This window comes from Streptomyces sp. SM10 (genome assembly GCF_002910915.1).
Taxonomy (GTDB): Bacteria; Actinomycetota; Actinomycetes; order Streptomycetales; family Streptomycetaceae; genus Streptomyces.
On sequence record NZ_NEUF01000103.1, the window covers coordinates 1 to 17408 of the forward strand.

General features: G+C 70.3%; 15 protein-coding genes. 10 read left to right on the forward strand and 5 right to left on the reverse strand.

Features of this window, described 5'->3' with window-relative positions:
• Window positions 1-2294, forward strand: a 2294-nt coding sequence (locus B9S57_RS16090) for a bifunctional (p)ppGpp synthetase/guanosine-3',5'-bis(diphosphate) 3'-pyrophosphohydrolase (RefSeq protein ID WP_258036408.1), incomplete at its 5' end; no start/stop codon positions are given.
• A 63-nt stretch (window positions 2295-2357) separates the two neighbouring features.
• Here the strand turns inward: B9S57_RS16090 and B9S57_RS16095 are convergent.
• The 3 genes from B9S57_RS16095 to B9S57_RS16105 all read right to left on the reverse strand — a co-directional run bounded on the left by B9S57_RS16095 (window position 2358) and on the right by B9S57_RS16105 (window position 4930).
• Window positions 2358-2594 (reverse strand): ALF repeat-containing protein, encoded by a 237-nt coding sequence (locus B9S57_RS16095; protein WP_374935944.1) that lies wholly within the window; start codon window positions 2592-2594, stop codon window positions 2358-2360.
• Between the two features lie 118 nt (window positions 2595-2712).
• The gene (locus B9S57_RS16100; protein WP_103516274.1) at window positions 2713-3942 is read right to left on the reverse strand and encodes a DUF349 domain-containing protein; all 1230 of its coding nucleotides are present in this window, start codon (window positions 3940-3942) and stop codon (window positions 2713-2715) included.
• A gap of 187 nt (window positions 3943-4129) precedes the next feature.
• Entirely contained in the window at window positions 4130-4930 is an 801-nt protein-coding gene (locus tag B9S57_RS16105; protein ID WP_103516275.1) for a peptidylprolyl isomerase, read from the reverse strand.
• Window positions 4931-5077: 147 nt separating this feature from the next.
• On the opposite strand from B9S57_RS16105, the gene B9S57_RS16110 reads away from it, so the two are divergent.
• The 4 genes from B9S57_RS16110 (at window position 5078) to B9S57_RS16125 (ending at window position 9498) form a co-directional block, all read left to right on the forward strand.
• Entirely contained in the window at window positions 5078-5764 is a 687-nt protein-coding gene (locus B9S57_RS16110; protein ID WP_103516276.1) for an MBL fold metallo-hydrolase, read from the forward strand.
• Window positions 5765-5779: 15 nt separating this feature from the next.
• Complete coding sequence (gene hisS / locus B9S57_RS16115; protein WP_103516277.1) at window positions 5780-7042, forward strand: histidine--tRNA ligase; 1263 nt, start codon at window positions 5780-5782, stop codon at window positions 7040-7042.
• A gap of 402 nt (window positions 7043-7444) precedes the next feature.
• Window positions 7445-8080, forward strand: a complete 636-nt coding sequence (locus B9S57_RS16120) for a vitamin K epoxide reductase family protein (protein WP_103516278.1) — start codon at window positions 7445-7447, stop codon at window positions 8078-8080.
• A 44-nt stretch (window positions 8081-8124) separates the two neighbouring features.
• Window positions 8125-9498, forward strand: coding sequence for a replication-associated recombination protein A (locus B9S57_RS16125; RefSeq protein ID WP_103516279.1), 1374 nt, complete (start codon window positions 8125-8127; stop codon window positions 9496-9498).
• Window positions 9499-9508: 10 nt separating this feature from the next.
• Here the strand turns inward: B9S57_RS16125 and B9S57_RS16130 are convergent, their stop codons facing one another.
• Window positions 9509-10210: a DUF2470 domain-containing protein gene (locus B9S57_RS16130; protein WP_103516280.1), complete on the reverse strand. Its 702-nt coding sequence runs from the start codon at window positions 10208-10210 to the stop codon at window positions 9509-9511.
• 188 nt (window positions 10211-10398) lie between these two features.
• On the opposite strand from B9S57_RS16130, the gene rpsD reads away from it, so the two are divergent.
• Window positions 10399-11013 (forward strand): 30S ribosomal protein S4, encoded by a 615-nt coding sequence (rpsD, locus tag B9S57_RS16135; protein ID WP_103516281.1) that lies wholly within the window; start codon window positions 10399-10401, stop codon window positions 11011-11013.
• 14 nt (window positions 11014-11027) lie between these two features.
• On the opposite strand, the gene B9S57_RS16140 is transcribed toward rpsD, so the two are convergent.
• Window positions 11028-13265, reverse strand: coding sequence for an NACHT domain-containing protein (locus B9S57_RS16140; protein ID WP_103516282.1), 2238 nt, complete (start codon window positions 13263-13265; stop codon window positions 11028-11030).
• Between the two features lie 236 nt (window positions 13266-13501).
• On the opposite strand from B9S57_RS16140, the gene B9S57_RS16145 reads away from it, so the two are divergent.
• Genes B9S57_RS16145 through ruvX form a run of 4 tightly spaced genes read left to right on the forward strand, consistent with a single transcriptional unit; the run spans window position 13502 to window position 17406 of the window.
• The gene (locus B9S57_RS16145) at window positions 13502-13951 is read left to right on the forward strand and encodes a DUF948 domain-containing protein (RefSeq protein WP_103516283.1); all 450 of its coding nucleotides are present in this window, start codon (window positions 13502-13504) and stop codon (window positions 13949-13951) included.
• 7 nt (window positions 13952-13958) lie between these two features.
• Entirely contained in the window at window positions 13959-14255 is a 297-nt protein-coding gene (locus B9S57_RS16150; RefSeq protein WP_103516284.1) for a DUF6167 family protein, read from the forward strand.
• Window positions 14255-16924: an alanine--tRNA ligase gene (gene alaS, locus B9S57_RS16155; RefSeq protein WP_103516285.1), complete on the forward strand. Its 2670-nt coding sequence runs from the start codon at window positions 14255-14257 to the stop codon at window positions 16922-16924. The genes B9S57_RS16150 and alaS overlap by 1 nt, the downstream gene beginning before the upstream one ends.
• An 8-nt stretch (window positions 16925-16932) precedes the next feature.
• Complete coding sequence (gene ruvX, locus B9S57_RS16160; RefSeq protein WP_181011366.1) at window positions 16933-17406, forward strand: Holliday junction resolvase RuvX; 474 nt, start codon at window positions 16933-16935, stop codon at window positions 17404-17406.
• Window positions 17407-17408: the final 2 nt, after the last annotated feature.

The following is a 17408-nucleotide window of genomic DNA, read 5'->3' on the forward strand; positions in this document are numbered from 1 at the left end:
CCTCCAACCGCGTCCGGGCCCGCCTCGCCCGACTGGGTGTGCAGCGCTCCAGCCCCTACAACCCGGTCCTCGAACCCCTCCTGCGAACCGTCCGCGGCAATGACCCGAAGATCGAGTCCGCGACCCTCCGCCAGATCGAGAAGGCCTACCAGGTCGCCGAACGCTGGCACCGGGGCCAGAAGCGCAAGAGCGGCGACCCCTACATCACCCACCCGCTCGCCGTCACCACCATCCTCGCCGAGCTCGGCATGGACCCGGCGACGCTGATGGCAGGGCTGCTGCACGACACGGTCGAGGACACCGAGTACGGCCTCGACACACTGCGCAAGGACTTCGGCGACCAGGTCGCGCTCCTCGTCGACGGCGTGACCAAGCTCGACAAGGTCAAGTTCGGCGAGGCCGCCCAGGCCGAGACGGTCCGCAAGATGGTCGTCGCCATGGCCAAGGACCCCCGGGTCCTCGTCATCAAGCTCGCCGACCGTCTGCACAACATGCGCACCATGCGCTACCTCAAGCGGGAGAAGCAGGAGAAGAAGGCCCGCGAGACCCTCGAGATCTATGCGCCCCTGGCCCACCGCCTGGGCATGAACACCATCAAGTGGGAGCTGGAGGACCTCGCCTTCGCGATCCTCTACCCCAAGATGTACGACGAGATCGTCCGCCTGGTCGCCGAGCGTGCGCCCAAGCGTGACGAATACCTCGCCATAGTGACCGACGAGGTCCAGGCCGACCTGCGTGCCGCCCGGATCAAGGCCACCGTCACCGGACGGCCGAAGCACTACTACAGCGTCTACCAGAAGATGATCGTGCGGGGCCGCGACTTCGCCGAGATCTACGACCTGGTGGGCATCCGCGTCCTCGTCGACACCGTCCGCGACTGCTACGCGGCGCTCGGCACCGTCCACGCCCGGTGGAATCCGGTGCCCGGGCGGTTCAAGGACTACATCGCGATGCCCAAGTTCAACATGTACCAGTCGCTGCACACCACGGTGATCGGTCCCAGCGGCAAGCCCGTCGAACTCCAGATCCGCACGTTCGACATGCACCGCCGTGCCGAGTACGGCATCGCCGCGCACTGGAAGTACAAGCAGGAGGCCGTCGCCGGGGCGTCCAAGGTCCGCACCGACGTCCCCAAGAACACGGGCGGCCGCGGCCAGGACACCGTGAACGACATGGCGTGGCTGCGTCAGCTCCTGGACTGGCAGAAGGAGACCGAGGACCCCAGCGAGTTCCTGGAGTCCCTGCGTTTCGACCTCTCGCGCAACGAGGTCTTCGTCTTCACGCCGAAGGGCGACGTGATAGCGCTGCCCGCCGGTGCGACCCCGGTGGACTTCGCGTACGCCGTCCACACGGAGGTCGGCGACCGGACCATAGGAGCACGGGTCAACGGGCGGCTCGTCCCGTTGGAGTCGACCCTCGACAACGGCGACCTGGTGGAGGTCTTCACCTCCAAGGCCGCCGGCGCGGGGCCCTCCCGCGACTGGCTCCAGTTCGTGAAGTCGCCCCGGGCGCGCAACAAGATCCGCGCCTGGTTCTCCAAGGAGCGGCGCGACGAGGCGATCGAGCAGGGCAAGGACTCCATCGCGCGGGCCATGCGCAAGCAGAACCTGCCGATCCAGCGGATCCTGACCGGCGACTCCCTGGTCACCCTGGCGCACGAGATGCGCTACCCCGACATCTCGTCGCTCTACGCGGCGATCGGCGAAGGCCATGTCGCCGCCGCGGGCGTCGTCCAGAAGCTCGTCCAGGCGCTCGGCGGCGAGGACGAGGCCAACGAGGATCTGGCGGAGAGCTCGCCGCCCTCGCACGGCCGCAACAAGCGCCGGGCCAAGGCGGATCCCGGCGTCGTCGTCAAGGGCGTCGAGGACGTCTGGGTCAAACTGGCCCGCTGCTGCACCCCCGTACCCGGCGACCCGATCATCGGGTTCGTCACCCGGGGCAGCGGAGTCTCCGTGCACCGCGCGGACTGCGTCAACGTCGACTCGCTCTCGCAGCAGCCCGAGCGGATCCTCGACGTCGAGTGGGCACCCACCCAGTCGTCGGTCTTCCTCGTCGCCATCCAGGTCGAGGCGCTGGACCGCTCCCGGCTGCTCTCCGACGTCACCCGGGTCCTGTCGGACCAGCACGTCAACATCCTGTCGGCGGCCGTGCAGACCTCCCGCGACCGGGTGGCCACCTCGCGCTTCACCTTCGAGATGGGCGACCCCAAGCACCTGGGACACGTCCTGAAGGCCGTACGCGGCGTGGAGGGCGTCTACGACGTCTACCGGGTCACCTCGGCGCGGCGGCCCTAGCGGCAGGCCTTCCCGCCGGCGACCTGGGCTTCGGGCTCGGGCCGCCGGCGCGTCGGCGCCTGGTCACGCGTCGACCTCGTACTGGCCGTACTCCAGGAAGTACCGCATCTCCTCCGGCGTGCCTTCGATGGCCTCCTGGACCGCGGCGCGGAGCGCGTCGCTGATGCCGGGCCGGTTGAGGATGCTGACGATGGCGACGCGGTCGTCCTCGGCCTGGGCGAGGCGGTAGCCGGTCTCCAGCCACTGCCGCACTTCCTCGGGGGTGCCGTCGTCGAGGAGTGCGTTTATCTCACTGACCAATGAGCACCGGCGGATTCCGGCAGCGCTGCCCCGCTCTTGGTTGTCGTATGCACGCGTGAGGGGCTCCCGTACGCCAGGCGTACGGGAGCCCCTCACGTTTCGGACGGGATCGCCCGGCTCAGCCGCCGAACTCCTCCAGGCCCTTCAGTGCCTGGTCCAGCAGCGCCTGCCGACCCTCGAGCTCGCGGGAGAGCTTGTCGGCCCGGGCGTTGTTGCCGGAGGCGCGAGCCGCGTCGATCTGCGTGCGCAGCTTGTCGACGGCTCCCTGGAGCTGACCGGTCAGCCCGGCGGCACGTGCCCGCGCCTCCGGGTTCGTCCGGCGCCACTCGGACTCCTCGGCCTCCTGCAGCGCCCGCTCCACGGCGTGCACCCGGCCCTCGACCTTCGGACGGGCGTCACGCGGGACGTGGCCGATGGCCTCCCAGCGCTCGTTGACGGAGCGGAACGCGGCCCTGGCCGCCTTCAGATCCGTCACCGGGACCAGCTTCTCCGCCTCGGCGGCGAGCTCCTCCTTGAGCTTGAGGTTCTCGCCCTGCTCGGCGTCCCGCTCGGCGAAGACACCGCTGCGGGCGGCGAAGAACACGTCCTGGGCACCGCGGAAGCGGTTCCAGAGCTCGTCCTCGGATTCGCGCTGGGCACGCCCGGCGGCCTTCCACTCGGTCATCAGGTCGCGGTAACGCGCGGCCGTCGTACCCCAGTCGGTCGAGCCGGAGAGCGACTCCGCCTCGGCGACCAGCCGCTCCTTGACCTTGCGGGCCTCCTCGCGCTGGGCGTCCAGCGCCGCGAAGTGGGCCTTGCGGCGCTTGGAGAAGGCGGAGCGGGCATGCGAGAAGCGGTGCCACAGCTCGTCGTCGGACTTGCGGTCCAGACGAGGCAGCCCCTTCCACGTGTCGACGAGCGCCCGCAGGCGCTCACCCGCCGACCGCCACTGCTCGCTCTGCGCCAGCTCCTCGGCCTCGACGACGAGCGCCTCCTTGGCCTGGCGGGCCTCGTCGGTCTGCTTCGCCTTCTGGACCCTGCGCTCCTCGCGACGCGAGTCGACCGTCGCGACGAGCGCGTCCAGCCGCTTGGCGAGCGCGGCGAGGTCACCGACGGCGTGGTGCTCGTCGACCTGCTGACGCAGGTGATCGATCGCCGCCGTGGCGTCCTTCGCCGAGAGGTCGGTGGTCTTCACCCGCCGCTCGAGAAGGCCGATCTCGACCACCAAGCCCTCGTACTTGCGCTCGAAATAGGCCAGTGCCTCCTCGGGGGACCCGGCCTGCCACGATCCGACGACCTGCTCGCCCTCGGCTGTACGCACGTACACGGTGCCCGTCTCGTCGACACGGCCCCACGGGTCGCTGCTCACAGCGCCTCCTCCACCTGATGCATCGAAGGGGTTCGCCCCCCGTGCATCGTCCACAGTTTCCTGGGGCGGGCAGCGCCCGCCCTGCACAACGCCAATCTAGGCGACCGGCCGCCCGGCTGTCCGCACTCAGCGCGGCTGAAATTCTCCGGTGCGCTCCCGGAACCCGCGCAGGGCGGCACGCTCACGGTCAGTCCTTGTCGACCGTCGCCTTCTCGACCGTGACGGTCTTCTTCGGAGCACCGTCGCCCGCCCCACCGGTGACGCCCGCCTCGGCGACCTTCTTGACCGCCTTCAGACCGGCGTCGTCCATGGTGCCGAACGGCGTGTAACTGGGGGACAGCTGGGTGTCCTTGTAGACCAGGAAGAACTGGCTCCCGCCCGTGCCCGGCTGGCCGGTGTTCGCCATCGCGACCGTGCCCGCCGGGAACGTCACCGATCCCTTCTCGTCCGCCTTGCCCAGCGCGGTCAGGTTCTCGTCGGGGATCGTGTAGCCGGGACCGCCCGTTCCGTCGCCCTTCGGGTCACCGCACTGCAGGACGAAGATGCCCTCCGTGGTCAGGCGGTGACACTTCGTGTCGTCGAAGTACCCCTTGTCCGCGAGGGCCTTGAACGAATTGACGGTGTGCGGGGTCTTCGACGCGTCCATCGCGATCTTGATGTCGCCCTGGCTCGTCCCGAGCGACATCGAGTACTTCGCCTTCTTGTCGATCTTCATCGCGGGCTCGGGAGCCTTGCTCTCGCTCTCCGAGGGCGAGGGCGAGGGCGATGCCGACGGGTCGGCGCTCGCCGCCGCGTCCGCGGAGCTCTTCGAGTCGTCGTCGCCGAGGGACACGTAGGCGCCCGCACCGATGACCGCCACCACGGCCACCGACGAGGCGATGATCACCGTGAGACGCCTGGTCCTCCGGCGCGCTTCCTCCCGGCGCTGCTGCTGCCGCTCGAACTTCTCCCGGGCGAGCTGCCGCCGCCGCTGATCGCTGCTGACCACCGGATGGTCTCCTTGTACGTCGTGTGATCGGACCTGGAATGCCCGTACGGTATATGGGTTAGCTGTGGAATGAGGAGCGCCGGTAGGCTCTGATCTGCCGCATTCCCCTCCGCGGCCCTCCTCGTCGGACGAACACTAAGGACGAACGTGCTGATTGCCGGGTTCCCCGCCGGGGCCTGGGGGACCAATTGCTACCTGGTCGCCCCCGCCGCCGGTGAGGAGTGCGTGATCATCGACCCGGGCCACCAGGCCGCCCAGGGCGTCGAGGAAACGCTGAAGAAGCATCGGCTCAAGCCCGTCGCCGTCGTCCTCACCCACGGCCACATCGACCACGTCGCCTCGGTCGTCCCCGTGTGCGGCGCCCATGACGTCCCCGCCTGGATCCATCCCGAGGACCGCTACATGATGAGCGACCCCGAGAAGGCGCTCGGCCGGTCCATCGGGATGCCGCTCATGGGCGAGCTGACCGTGGGTGAGCCCGACGACGTGCACGAGCTGGACGACGGCGCCGTGCTGAATCTGGCGGGCCTGGAGTTCGGCGTCGCGCACGCGCCCGGCCATACCAAGGGGTCGGTGACGTTCAGGATGCCCGAGGCCGCGGACGTTCCGCAGGTCCTCTTCTCGGGCGACCTGCTCTTCGCCGGCTCCGTCGGACGCACCGACCTGCCCGGCGGCGACCCGTCCGAGCTGCTCGAGTCGCTGGCCCGTGTGTGCCTGCCGCTCGACGACTCGACCGTGGTGCTGTCCGGCCACGGCCCCCAGACGACCATCGGCCGCGAGCGCGCCTCCAATCCGTACATGCACGGCCTGGACGCGCCCCGCCGAGGAATGTGACGAGAGACGGAAACCGTGAGCACCTTCCAGGCCCCCAAGGGCACGTACGACCTGACGCCGCCGGACTCCGCGAAGTACCTCGCGGTGCGCGCGGCGCTCGCCGAGCCCCTGAAGAACTCCGGCTACGGCTACATCGAGACCCCCGGCTTCGAGGACGTCGCCCTGTTCGCCCGGGGCGTCGGCGAGTCCACCGACATCGTCTCCAAGGAGATGTACGCCTTCGAGACCAAGGGCGGTGACAAGCTCGCGCTCCGCCCCGAGGGCACCGCGTCCGTGCTGCGCGCCGCGCTGGAGGCCAACCTCCACAAGGCGGGCAACCTCCCGGTCAAGCTCTGGTACTCCGGCTCCTACTACCGCTACGAGCGCCCGCAGAAGGGCCGTTACCGCCACTTCTCGCAGGTCGGCGCGGAGGCCATCGGTACGGAGGACCCGGCGCTGGACGCCGAGTTGATCATCCTGGCCGACCAGGCGTACCGCTCGCTCGGCCTGAGGCAGTTCCGCATCCTGCTGAACTCGCTGGGCGACAAGGAGTGCCGCCCCGTCTACCGGGAGGCGCTGCAGACGTTCCTGCGCGACCTCGATCTCGACGAGGAGACCCGCCGTCGCATCGAGATCAACCCGCTCCGGGTGCTCGACGACAAGCGCCCCGACGTCCAGAAGCAGCTGACCGGTGCACCGATGCTGCGCGACTTCCTCTGCGACGCCTGCAAGGCGTACCACGAGGAGGTCCGCGACCTGCTGACGGCGGCGGGTGTGGTGTACGAGGACGACGAGAAGCTGGTCCGGGGCCTCGACTACTACACGCGCACGACCTTCGAGTTCGTCCACGACGGCCTGGGCTCCCAGTCCGCCGTGGGCGGCGGCGGACGGTACGACGGCCTGTCCGAGATGATCGGCGGCCCGGCCCTGCCGTCCGTCGGCTGGGCCCTCGGCGTGGACCGCACGGTGCTGGCACTGGAGGCCGAAGGCGTCGAACTCGACATCCCCGCCTCCACCAGTGTCTACGCCGTGCCGCTGGGCGAAGAGGCGCGGCGCGTGCTCTTCGGCTTGGTCACCGAACTGCGCAAGGCGGGCGTCGCCACGGACTTCGCGTTCGGCGGCCGTGGTCTGAAGGGCGCGATGAAGAGCGCCAACCGTTCCGGAGCGCGCTACACGATCGTGGCCGGTGAGCGTGACCTCGCCGACGGCGTGGTCCAGCTCAAGGACATGGGGGCGGGCGAGCAGGAGTCGGTCGCACTCGACGTGCTCGTGGACACACTGCGGGCCAGGCTCGCCTGATCCGCACCCGCTGATCCACTCGGTGCCCGCCCGGTCCGCCCGGGCGGGCACAGGTGCTTCGGGGGACCGCCGGTCACCGCCCGCGGCAGCGCCACGTCAACTCCGAGAGGGCGGATTCATCCTCCGGGCCGGTTTCGATACGGGACCGCCGCGGACGCCCGGCGGCGCCCGGACCGGCACCGGGCACGGGGACGGCGCTCGACGGCCAGGAGCCCCCGCGACGGTGCGGAATCCGTGGGGCGGCGCTCCTGCCGCCCCGCCGGGCCGCGGATCCCGCCGTGCGGGACCATCCCGGCCCGAGCCGTCCTACCGCACACCTTTATGCCGATCGAACGGTCGACCACAACGGCGGTGCGGCACAATGAGCCTGCCCGGCTGGCTACTCAGTGATGGAACGGCGATATGACGATGGCAGCGGTAGATCATCCCTCCTCCCGGCAGGACGAGGACAGCGGCGCGAAGACCTACGGCGGCAGTCGCGCGCTCGCGCTGCTGCTGGTCATCACCGGCTTCGCCGGCCTGCTGGCCGCCTGGGTGATCACGATCGACAAGTTCAAGTTGCTCGAGGACCCGAGCTTCACCCCGGGCTGCAGCCTGAACCCGGTGGTCTCGTGCGGCAACATCATGAAGAGCGAGCAGGCCGCCGTCTTCGGCTTCCCCAACCCGATGCTCGGCATCGCCACCTATTCGGTGGTCATCGGCATCGGCATGGCGCTCCTCGCGGGAGCCCGCTTCCGCGCCTGGTACTGGCTCGGCCTCAACGCGGGAACGCTGTTCGGCGTCGGCTTCTGCACCTGGCTGCAGTACCAGTCGCTCTACAACATCAACGCGCTCTGCCTGTGGTGCAGCCTGGCCTGGGTCGCCACGATCCTGATGTTCTGCTACGTCACCACGCACAACATCAAGCACGGCATCCTGCCCGCCCCCGCCTGGCTCCGTAACGCCCTCACCGAGTTCCACTGGGTGCCGCCGGTGCTCTGGATCGGGATCATCGGCATGCTGATCCTGACCCGCTGGTGGGACTTCTGGACCAGCTGAAGCGGCAGGCGGTCCTGTCGGTGGGGTGACATAGGCTTTCCGACGTGGAGCCCGACCTCTTTACCGCAGCAGCCGAAGACCGCCAGGAGAAGGACCCGTCCAGCAGCCCCCTCGCTGTCCGGATGCGTCCTCGCACGCTGGACGAGGTCGTCGGCCAGCAGCACCTGCTCAAGCCGGGCTCGCCCCTGCGCCGCCTCGTCGGCGAGGGCAGCGGGGGGCCCGCCGGCCCCTCGTCCGTGATCCTCTGGGGCCCGCCCGGCACGGGGAAGACGACCCTGGCGTACGTGGTCAGCAAGGCGACCAACAAGCGCTTCGTCGAGCTCTCCGCGATCACCGCCGGTGTCAAGGAGGTCCGGGCCGTCATCGAGGGCGCGCGCCGCGCCACCGGTGGCTTCGGCAAGGAGACCGTCCTCTTCCTCGACGAGATCCACCGCTTCTCCAAGGCCCAGCAGGACTCGCTGCTCCCCGCCGTGGAGAACCGCTGGGTGACCCTCATCGCGGCCACCACGGAGAATCCCTACTTCTCGATCATCTCCCCGCTGCTGTCGCGCTCCCTGCTCCTCACCCTGGAGCCGCTGACGGACGGGGACCTGCGCGCGCTGCTGCGGCGGGCGCTGACCGACGAGCGGGGACTGGGCGACGCCGTCACCCTGCCCGGGGACGCCGAGGCGCATCTGCTGCGCATCGCCGGCGGGGACGCACGGCGTGCGCTGACCGCGCTGGAGGCGGCGGCGGGGGCGGCTCTCACCACGCACGAGCGGGAGATCACGCTCACGACGCTGGAGGAGACGGTCGACCGGGCCGCCGTGAAGTACGACCGCGACGGCGACCAGCACTACGACGTCGCGAGCGCCCTGATCAAGTCGATCCGCGGCTCCGACGTGGACGCCGCCCTGCACTATCTGGCCCGGATGATCGAGGCGGGGGAGGACCCGCGCTTCATCGCGCGGCGTCTGATGATCTCCGCCAGTGAGGACATCGGACTCGCCGACCCGACGGCGCTGCCCACGGCGGTGGCCGCGGCCCAGGCGGTCGCGATGATCGGCTTCCCGGAGGCCGCGCTCACCCTCAGCCACGCCACCATCGCCCTGGCGCTCGCCCCCAAGTCCAACGCGGCGACGCTGGCGATCTCCGCAGCCCAGGAGGACGTGCGCAGGGGCCTCGCGGGTCCGGTCCCCGCCCATCTGCGCGACGGCCACTACAAGGGCGCGGCCAAGCTGGGCCACGCCCAGGGCTACGTCTACCCGCACGACGTGCCCGGCGGCATCGCCGCCCAGGAGTACGCCCCGGACGCCGTCCGCGGCAGGCGCTACTACGAACCCACGCGCTACGGCGCCGAGGCGCGCTACGCCGACGTGGCGGACCGGGTCCGCGAGCGGCTCGGCCGCAGCGAGCCGGGCGGCCCGGAGTCCGCGTGACCGCCCCGGCTCAGTAGGACGCCGCCTCGAAGAGCGTGTGCATCGCCCGGCGCAGCCCGGTGACGTCGCGTACGGGCTCGGGAAACTCGAACCGGGCGTCGAAGGAGGCGCTCCCGTCATCGACGAACCGCACCCGGAGCCCGAAGCGGTCCAGCGCCACCGGGACGGCGTCCAGCCGGTGCTCCGTACGGCCGCACTCCGCCCGGTCTCCCAGCAGCGAGGACAGGGTGGCCATCTGTTCGCCGTGAACGGCGTGAAGATGCTGGAGCAGCTCCACCTCGTGTGCGACCAGCGGATCGGCGACGGCGTCCCGGAAGGCCTCCGGCTCCACCTCCTCGAACCCCCACAGGTCGTCGACCGACGCCTCGCCCGTCTCCAGCCGCAGCATCATGCGGCCGGGCTGTGCGAGCCCGGGGACGGCGGTGAGCCAGCCGGCGATCCGGGCGCGGCCGCGGATGCGGTGCGGGACGGAGACCGGGGCGACATCCGTGATCTCCAGCACGGCGGTCAGCTCGTCCCCCTGAGCGCGGGTCGCGGCCCGTACGACCGGGGAGTCGACGGGGAATCCGAGGAACAGATCCCCCTCCGGACCGATGCTCCTGCTGACGGGCATCAGCTGGTCCGGGTGGATGACCGACAGCCCCGGTACGAGCAGCACCGCGGAGCAGGTACTCTGTACGAGAGTTCGTGTGCGCTCGGCTGCTGACGGCATCCGAGTGTTTTCAAGCCCGCTGGGACGCGGCTGACCACGATCAGATCGGCCTTCCGTCGTTACGGCACCTTTGTGTGTGCCGTCGCTGTCTGTGCTGTCCGTGACGTGTGTGGTGTTCCCAGGGCGAGACATGCGATCTCCTTGAGTAAGGTAAGCCTAACCTAACCTACAACGGAGGTCTGGAGAACGTGCCTAACCAGTCGCGTCCCAAGGTCAAGAAGTCGCGTGCCCTCGGCATCGCCCTGACGCCGAAGGCTGTCAAGTACTTCGAAGCGCGCCCCTACCCGCCGGGCGAGCACGGCCGTGGCCGCAAGCAGAACTCGGACTACAAGGTCCGTCTGCTCGAGAAGCAGCGTCTCCGCGCGCAGTACGACATCAGCGAGCGCCAGATGGCGCGTGCCTACGACCGCGCCCGCAAGGCCGAGGGCAAGACGGGCGAGGCGCTGGTCGTCGAGCTCGAGCGCCGTCTCGACGCCCTGGTCCTGCGTTCGGGCATCGCCCGCACCATCTACCAGGCCCGCCAGATGGTCGTCCACGGCCACATCGAGGTCAACGGTGGCAAGGTCGACAAGCCGTCCTTCCGCGTGCGCCCCGACGACGTCGTGATGGTCCGCGAGCGCAGCCGCTCCAAGGTCCCCTTCCAGGTGGCCCGCGAGGGTGGTTACGACACCGACGGTGAGACCCCGCGCTACCTCCAGGTGAACCTGAAGGCCCTGGCCTTCCGCCTGGACCGTGACCCGAACCGCAAGGAAATTCCGGTCATCTGCGACGAGCAGCTCGTCGTCGAGTACTACGCCCGCTGATCCAGGCGTAGCTCTCAACCGAGCTCGGGCCCGCCCCTCCCTGTCGTACGGGAGGCGGCGGGCCTTCGCGTGTTCCCGGGGGCCACGACCCCTGGAGCCCCCTCCGTGGGGGCGGTGTCGTCCGTCCCCGAGGAGGGGGCCCCTTCGCGGCCCGCCCCCCTGCCCGGCCCCGCCCGCAGGGCCCGCGCCACCGCGGCGTCGGGGTCCATCCGGCGGCCGGAGCGCCGTTCCGCGTCGTACCGCGCGTCGCCGAGCTCCGCCCTGGCCCGCTCCTCGCACTCGGCCCGGGGTCTGCCGTAGTGCGCCGAGCCGAACAGCGGCAGCCCCACCGAGGGCCAGATCCGGTCCGCCGCACCCTGCAGGGCCGCCGCCTCCGCCGCGTCGCCCTCGGCCACCGTGATCAGGGCCAGCAGCTCCAGTGAGAGGACCGTGCCGAGAAGGTCGTGGAAGGCGTGGGCGATGGACAAGGACTCCCCGAGCATCCTGCGCGCACGCCCGCTCGTCCCGGTCTGCAACGCCGCATAGCCCAGCACGTACAGGGCGTAGGCCAGGGCCCACCGCTCGCCGTGGTCCTCGCAGATCTCGCGGACCTCGTCGCAGATCGACGTGGCTCCGTCCACGTCCCCGCGGAACGCCACGGCCATGCCCAGTTCGACCTGGGCCATCAGCACATTGCTGTTCAGCTCGCCGATCTCCCGATAGCGCGCCAGCGCCTCACGCAGCAGTTCCTCGGCCCTGACCGGGTCGTCCGTGACGATCGAGAGACACCCCGTGCGGTGCACGGCGTAGGCCACCGCCGTCGCGTCCCCCGAGCGTTCGCCCTCCTCGCGGCACTCCTGCAGGGCCGACACCGCGCCGACCGGGTCCCCCTGCAGCACCGCGACGTATCCGAGCACCCACAGGGCCTTGAGCCGCGAGTGGTCGTAGGGGGTCTCCTCCTCCAGGACGTGGTCCAGCCAGTGGCGGCCCTCGGAGAGGCGTCCGCAGCCCACCCAGTAGAACCAGAGGGTGCCCGCCAGGTACTGGGCGAGATGGACCTCCTCCGGGCTCTCCATCGAGCACTCCATCGCCCGCCGGAGGTTGGGGAGTTCGCCGTCGATCCGCGCCGCGGCCTCCGCCTGCCTGGGGCTGAACCAGTCGAGCTCGCACCAGGTCGCCAGCCCCAGGTACCAGTCCCGGTGCCTGCGGCGCAGCCGCTCGGCGTCCCCGGTCGCCCGCAGCCACTCGGCGCCGTACTCCCGCACGGTGTCCAGCAGCCGGTAGCGGCTGCCGACGGCCGAGTCCTCCCGCAGCACCACGGACTGCGCCAGCAGTTCGTCCAGTACGTCCAGCACCGAGTCGGCCGGCAGGCCGGGGCCGCTGCAGATGTACTCCACGGCCTCCAGGTCGAACTCTCCCGCGAACACCGAGAGCCGTGCCCACAGCAGCCGCTGCTCGGGGGCGCACAGCTCATGGCTCCAGCCGATCGCCGTACGCAGGGTCTGGTGGCGGGGGAGCGCACTCGGACTGCCGCCCGTCAACAGCCGGAAGCGGTCGTCGAGCCGGTGCAGCACCTGCTCCATCGTCAGGGCCCTGAGCCGCCCGGCGGCGAGCTCCAGGGCCAGTGGAATGCCGTCGAGCCGGCGACAGAGCTCCCGCGCGGTCTCCCGCCCGGCCTCCGTCAGCCGGAACCCGGACTGCACCGCGGCGGCGCGCCGGGTGAAGAGCTCCAGGGCGTCCTCGTCCGTCATCGGTGCCAGCGGGAAGGTGAGTTCGCCGTCCACCCGCAGCGGACGGCGCCCGGCCGCGAGTACCTGGAGGCCCGGGGCCCGGCGCAGCAGCTCCCGCACGAGCCCCGCACACGCGTCGGCGAGCTGCTCGAAACCGTCGATCACGAGCAGGAGCCGGCGCTCCGCGCAGTGCTCGACCAGGACGGCGCGCGGCGGTCTGCCGGTGTGGTCGGTGAGCCCCAGCGCGTCGACGATCGCGTGTTCGAGCAGCTCCGGGTCGTGGACGACCGAGAGCTCGGCGAGCCAGACGCCGTCGCAGTACCGTTTCTCCATCAGGGCGGCGACCCGGGTCGCGAAGCGGGTCTTGCCGACCCCCGCGACGCCCGCCACGGTGACGAGCCTGGACTTGCCCAGGAGCGACCGGAATGCGGCCAGTTCCTCGTCGCGTCCCACGAAGTCGTTCAGCTCTGCCGGGAGATTTCCGCGCACGGTGACGGGCTCCGGGTCGCGGGGGGTGGGGGAGGGGCGCTGAGGGCGTCGCATGAAACACGCAGAGTACTGGCACGTAAGCTCTCCGTACAATCTCCCCGCGTCAAGGGTCCCTGCCGCACGCCCCGTAATGCGGTACGGCGCCCGACGCCCGGCGCGATAGGCTCGGGACGACGATCGGCAGTGGTGGCAGGACGCGCCGGCCGAGCGGCGACAGGCAGAATCCGGCCGGGGTGATCCCGGCCGACGAGGCGACGAGCAGAGAGCGGTGCACTGTGTCCGGTGGAGAGGTGGCCGGCATCCTGGTGGCTGTCTTCTGGGCGATCCTGGTCTCCTTCCTCGCCGTTGTACTGGTGAGGCTGGCCCAGACGCTGAAGGCGACCACCGCGCTGGTGGCGGACGTGACGGAGCAGGCGGTCCCGCTGCTCGCCGACGCATCGGCCACGCTGCGCTCCGCGCAGACCCAGCTCGACAAGGTCGACGCGATCGCCAGCGACGTCCAGGAGGTCACGTCCAACGCCTCCGCGCTCTCGACCACCGTCGCCTCGACGTTCGGCGGACCGCTCGTGAAGGTCGCCGCGTTCGGCTACGGGGTGCGGCAGGCGATCGGCCGCCGCACCGCCGCGGAGCCGGAACCGGCCCGCCGGGCCTCCCGTCGCACCGTGATCGTCGGCCGTACCGTGCCGTCCGCCCGTGACAGGAAGCGGAACGGCCGAAGCTCCCGCGGACAGAAGGACTGATCCAGCGATGTTCCGCCGTACCTTCTGGTTCACCGCCGGCGCAGCCGCCGGCGTCTGGGCCACCACCAAGGTCAACCGCAAGATCCGGCAGCTGACCCCCGAGAGCCTCGCGGCGCAGGCCGCGAACAAGGCGGTCGAAGCAGGTCACAAGCTGAAGGACTTCGCCCTCGACGTCCGTGAGGGCATGGTCAGGCGCGAGGCCGAACTGGGCGGAGCACTCGGCATCGAGGCACCGGCCGACCCCGAACTCGTCGCCCACCGCACACTTCCCTACAACTCGAACAACCGGAATGAGGACCACTAATGGAGTCGGCTGAAATTCGCCGCCGCTGGCTGAGCTTCTTCGAGGAGCGCGGTCACACCGTCGTGCCTTCGGCGTCGCTCATCGCGGACGACCCGACTCTGCTGCTGGTCCCCGCGGGCATGGTTCCCTTCAAGCCCTACTTCCTCGGCGAGGTCAAGCCGCCCGCCCCGCGCGTCACCAGCGTGCAGAAGTGCGTGCGCACGCCGGACATCGAAGAGGTCGGCAAGACCACCCGCCACGGCACGTTCTTCCAGATGTGCGGCAATTTCTCCTTCGGCGACTACTTCAAGGAAGGGGCCATCGAGTTCGCCTGGGCCGCGCTCACGAACTCCGTGGCGGACGGCGGCTTCGGCCTCGACCCCGAGCGCCTGTGGATCACCGTCTACCTGGACGACGACGAGGCCGAGCAGATCTGGCGCGACAAGATCGGCGTGCCGGCCGAGCGCATCCAGCGTCTGGGCAAGAAGGACAACTTCTGGTCGATGGGCGTGCCCGGACCCTGCGGCCCGTGCTCCGAGATCAACTACGACCGCGGCCCCGAGTTCGGCGTCGAGGGCGGCCCCGCCGTCAACGACGAGCGTTACGTGGAGATCTGGAACCTGGTCTTCATGCAGTACGAGCGCGGCGCCGGCGACGGCAAGGAGGACTTCCCGATCCTCGGGGACCTGCCGTCGCAGAACATCGACACCGGTCTCGGCCTCGAACGCCTCGCCATGATCCTGCAGGGCGTGCAGAACATGTACGAGACCGACACCCTGCGCGTCGTCATGGACAAGGCCACCGAGCTCACGGGCGTCCGCTACGGCGCAGAGCAGGGCTCGGACGTCTCCCTGCGCGTCGTCGCCGACCACATCCGTACGTCCGTGATGCTCATCGGCGACGGCGTCTCCCCCGGCAACGAGGGCCGCGGCTACGTCCTGCGCCGGATCATGCGCCGTGCCATCCGCAACATGCGGCTCATGGGCGCCACCGGACCGGTCGTCCGTGAGCTGGTCGACGTCGTCGTCGACACCATGGGGCAGCAGTACCCGGAGCTGATCACCGACCGCAAGCGCATCGAGACGGTCGCCCTCGCCGAGGAGGCCGCCTTCCTCAAGGCCCTCAAGGGCGGCACGAACATCCTCGAGACCGCCGTCACCGAGACCAAGGCCGCCGGCGGCAGGGTCCTGGCCGGCGACAAGGCGTTCCTGCTCCACGACACCTGGGGCTTCCCGATCGACCTCACGCTGGAGATGGCCGCCGAACAGGGCCTCTCCGTCGACGAGGACGGCTTCCGGCGCCTGATGCAGGAGCAGCGGGACAAGGCCAAGGCCGACGCGAAGGCCAAGAAGACCGGTCACGCCGACCTGTCCGCCTACCGCGAGGTCGCCGACAACTCCGGCGTCACCGAGTTCACCGGCTACACCTCCAACGAGGGGGAGTCGAAGATCGTCGGCCTGCTCGTCGACGGTGTGCCCTCGCCCGCCGCCTCCGAGGGCGACGAGGTCGAGGTCGTCCTCGACCGCACCCCCTTCTACGCCGAGGGCGGCGGCCAGCTCGCCGACCAGGGCCGGATCAAGCTCGACACCGGCGCCGTCATCACGGTCCGCGACGTGCAGCAGCCCGTCCCCGGTGTCTCCGTCCACAAGGGCTCGGTCCAGGTCGGTGAGGTGACGGTCGGCGCCTCCGCCTACGCCGCCATCGACAACACCCGCCGTCGTGCCATCGCCCGTGCGCACAGCGCCACGCACCTCACGCACCAGGCGCTGCGCGACGCACTCGGCCCGACGGCCGCCCAGGCGGGTTCGGAGAACTCGCCCGGCCGTTTCCGCTTCGACTTCGGCTCGCCCGCCGCCGTACCCGGCACGGTCCTCACCGACGTCGAGCAGAAGATCAACGAGGTTCTCGCCCGGGAACTCGACGTCCAGGCCGAGGTCATGTCCATCGACGACGCCAAGAAGCAAGGCGCCATCGCGGAGTTCGGCGAGAAGTACGGCGAGCGGGTCCGTGTCGTCACCATCGGCGACTTCTCCAAGGAGCTCTGCGGCGGTACGCACGTCGGCAACACGGCCCAGCTGGGCCTGGTGAAGCTGCTCGGCGAGTCGTCCATCGGTTCCGGGGTCCGCCGTATCGAGGCCCTGGTCGGTGTGGACGCGTACAACTTCCTCGCCAAGGAGCACACGGTCGTCGCCCAACTGCAGGAGCTGCTCAAGGGCCGCCCCGAGGAGCTCCCCGAGAAGATCTCCGGCATGCTCGGCAAGCTGAAGGACGCCGAGAAGGAGATCGAGAAGTTCCGTGCGGAGAAGGTGCTCGCCGCCGCCGCCGGGCTTGTGGAGTCGGCCAAGGACGTGCGCGGGGTCGCCCTCGTCACCGGACAGGTGCCGGACGGAACCTCGGCCGACGACCTGCGCAAGCTGGTGCTCGACGTGCGTGGACGCATCCAGGGCGGCCGGCCGGCCGTCGTGGCCCTGTTCACCACGGCCAACGGACGCCCGCTGACGGTCATCGCCACCAACGAGGCGGCCCGCGAGCGTGGCCTCAAGGCCGGTGAACTGGTCCGTACCGCCGCCAAGACCCTCGGTGGCGGAGGCGGCGGCAAGCCCGACGTCGCCCAGGGCGGCGGCCAGAACCCGGACGCCATCGGTGACGCCGTCGCCGCTGTCGAACGCCTCGTCACCGAGACGGCGTGACGCCGGACATGTCGCAGATGCGCCGTGGACGCCGACTCGCGATCGATGTCGGTGACGCCCGTATCGGGGTCGCCTCGTGCGACCCCGACGGGATCCTCGCCACGCCGGTGGAGACCGTGCCGGGACGTGATGTCCCGGCCGCCCACCGGCGGCTCGGCCAGATCGTCGAGGAGTACGAGCCGATCGAGGTCATCGTGGGCCTGCCCCGCTCGCTCGGCGGCGGCGAGGGCCCGGCGGCCGCGAAGGTCCGTGCGTTCGCCCAGGTGTTCGCCCGTTCGATCGCGCCGGTTCCCGTGCGTCTCCTGGACGAGAGGATGACCACAGTGACCGCCACTCAGGGGCTGCGCGCTTCGGGCGTGAAGTCCAAGAAGGGCCGGTCTGTCATCGACCAGGCTGCCGCTGTGGTGATCCTTCAGAACGCTCTGGAGTCCGAACGGGCGTCAGGCGCTGCGCCGGGTGAGGGCGTCGAAGTGGTTGTCTGATC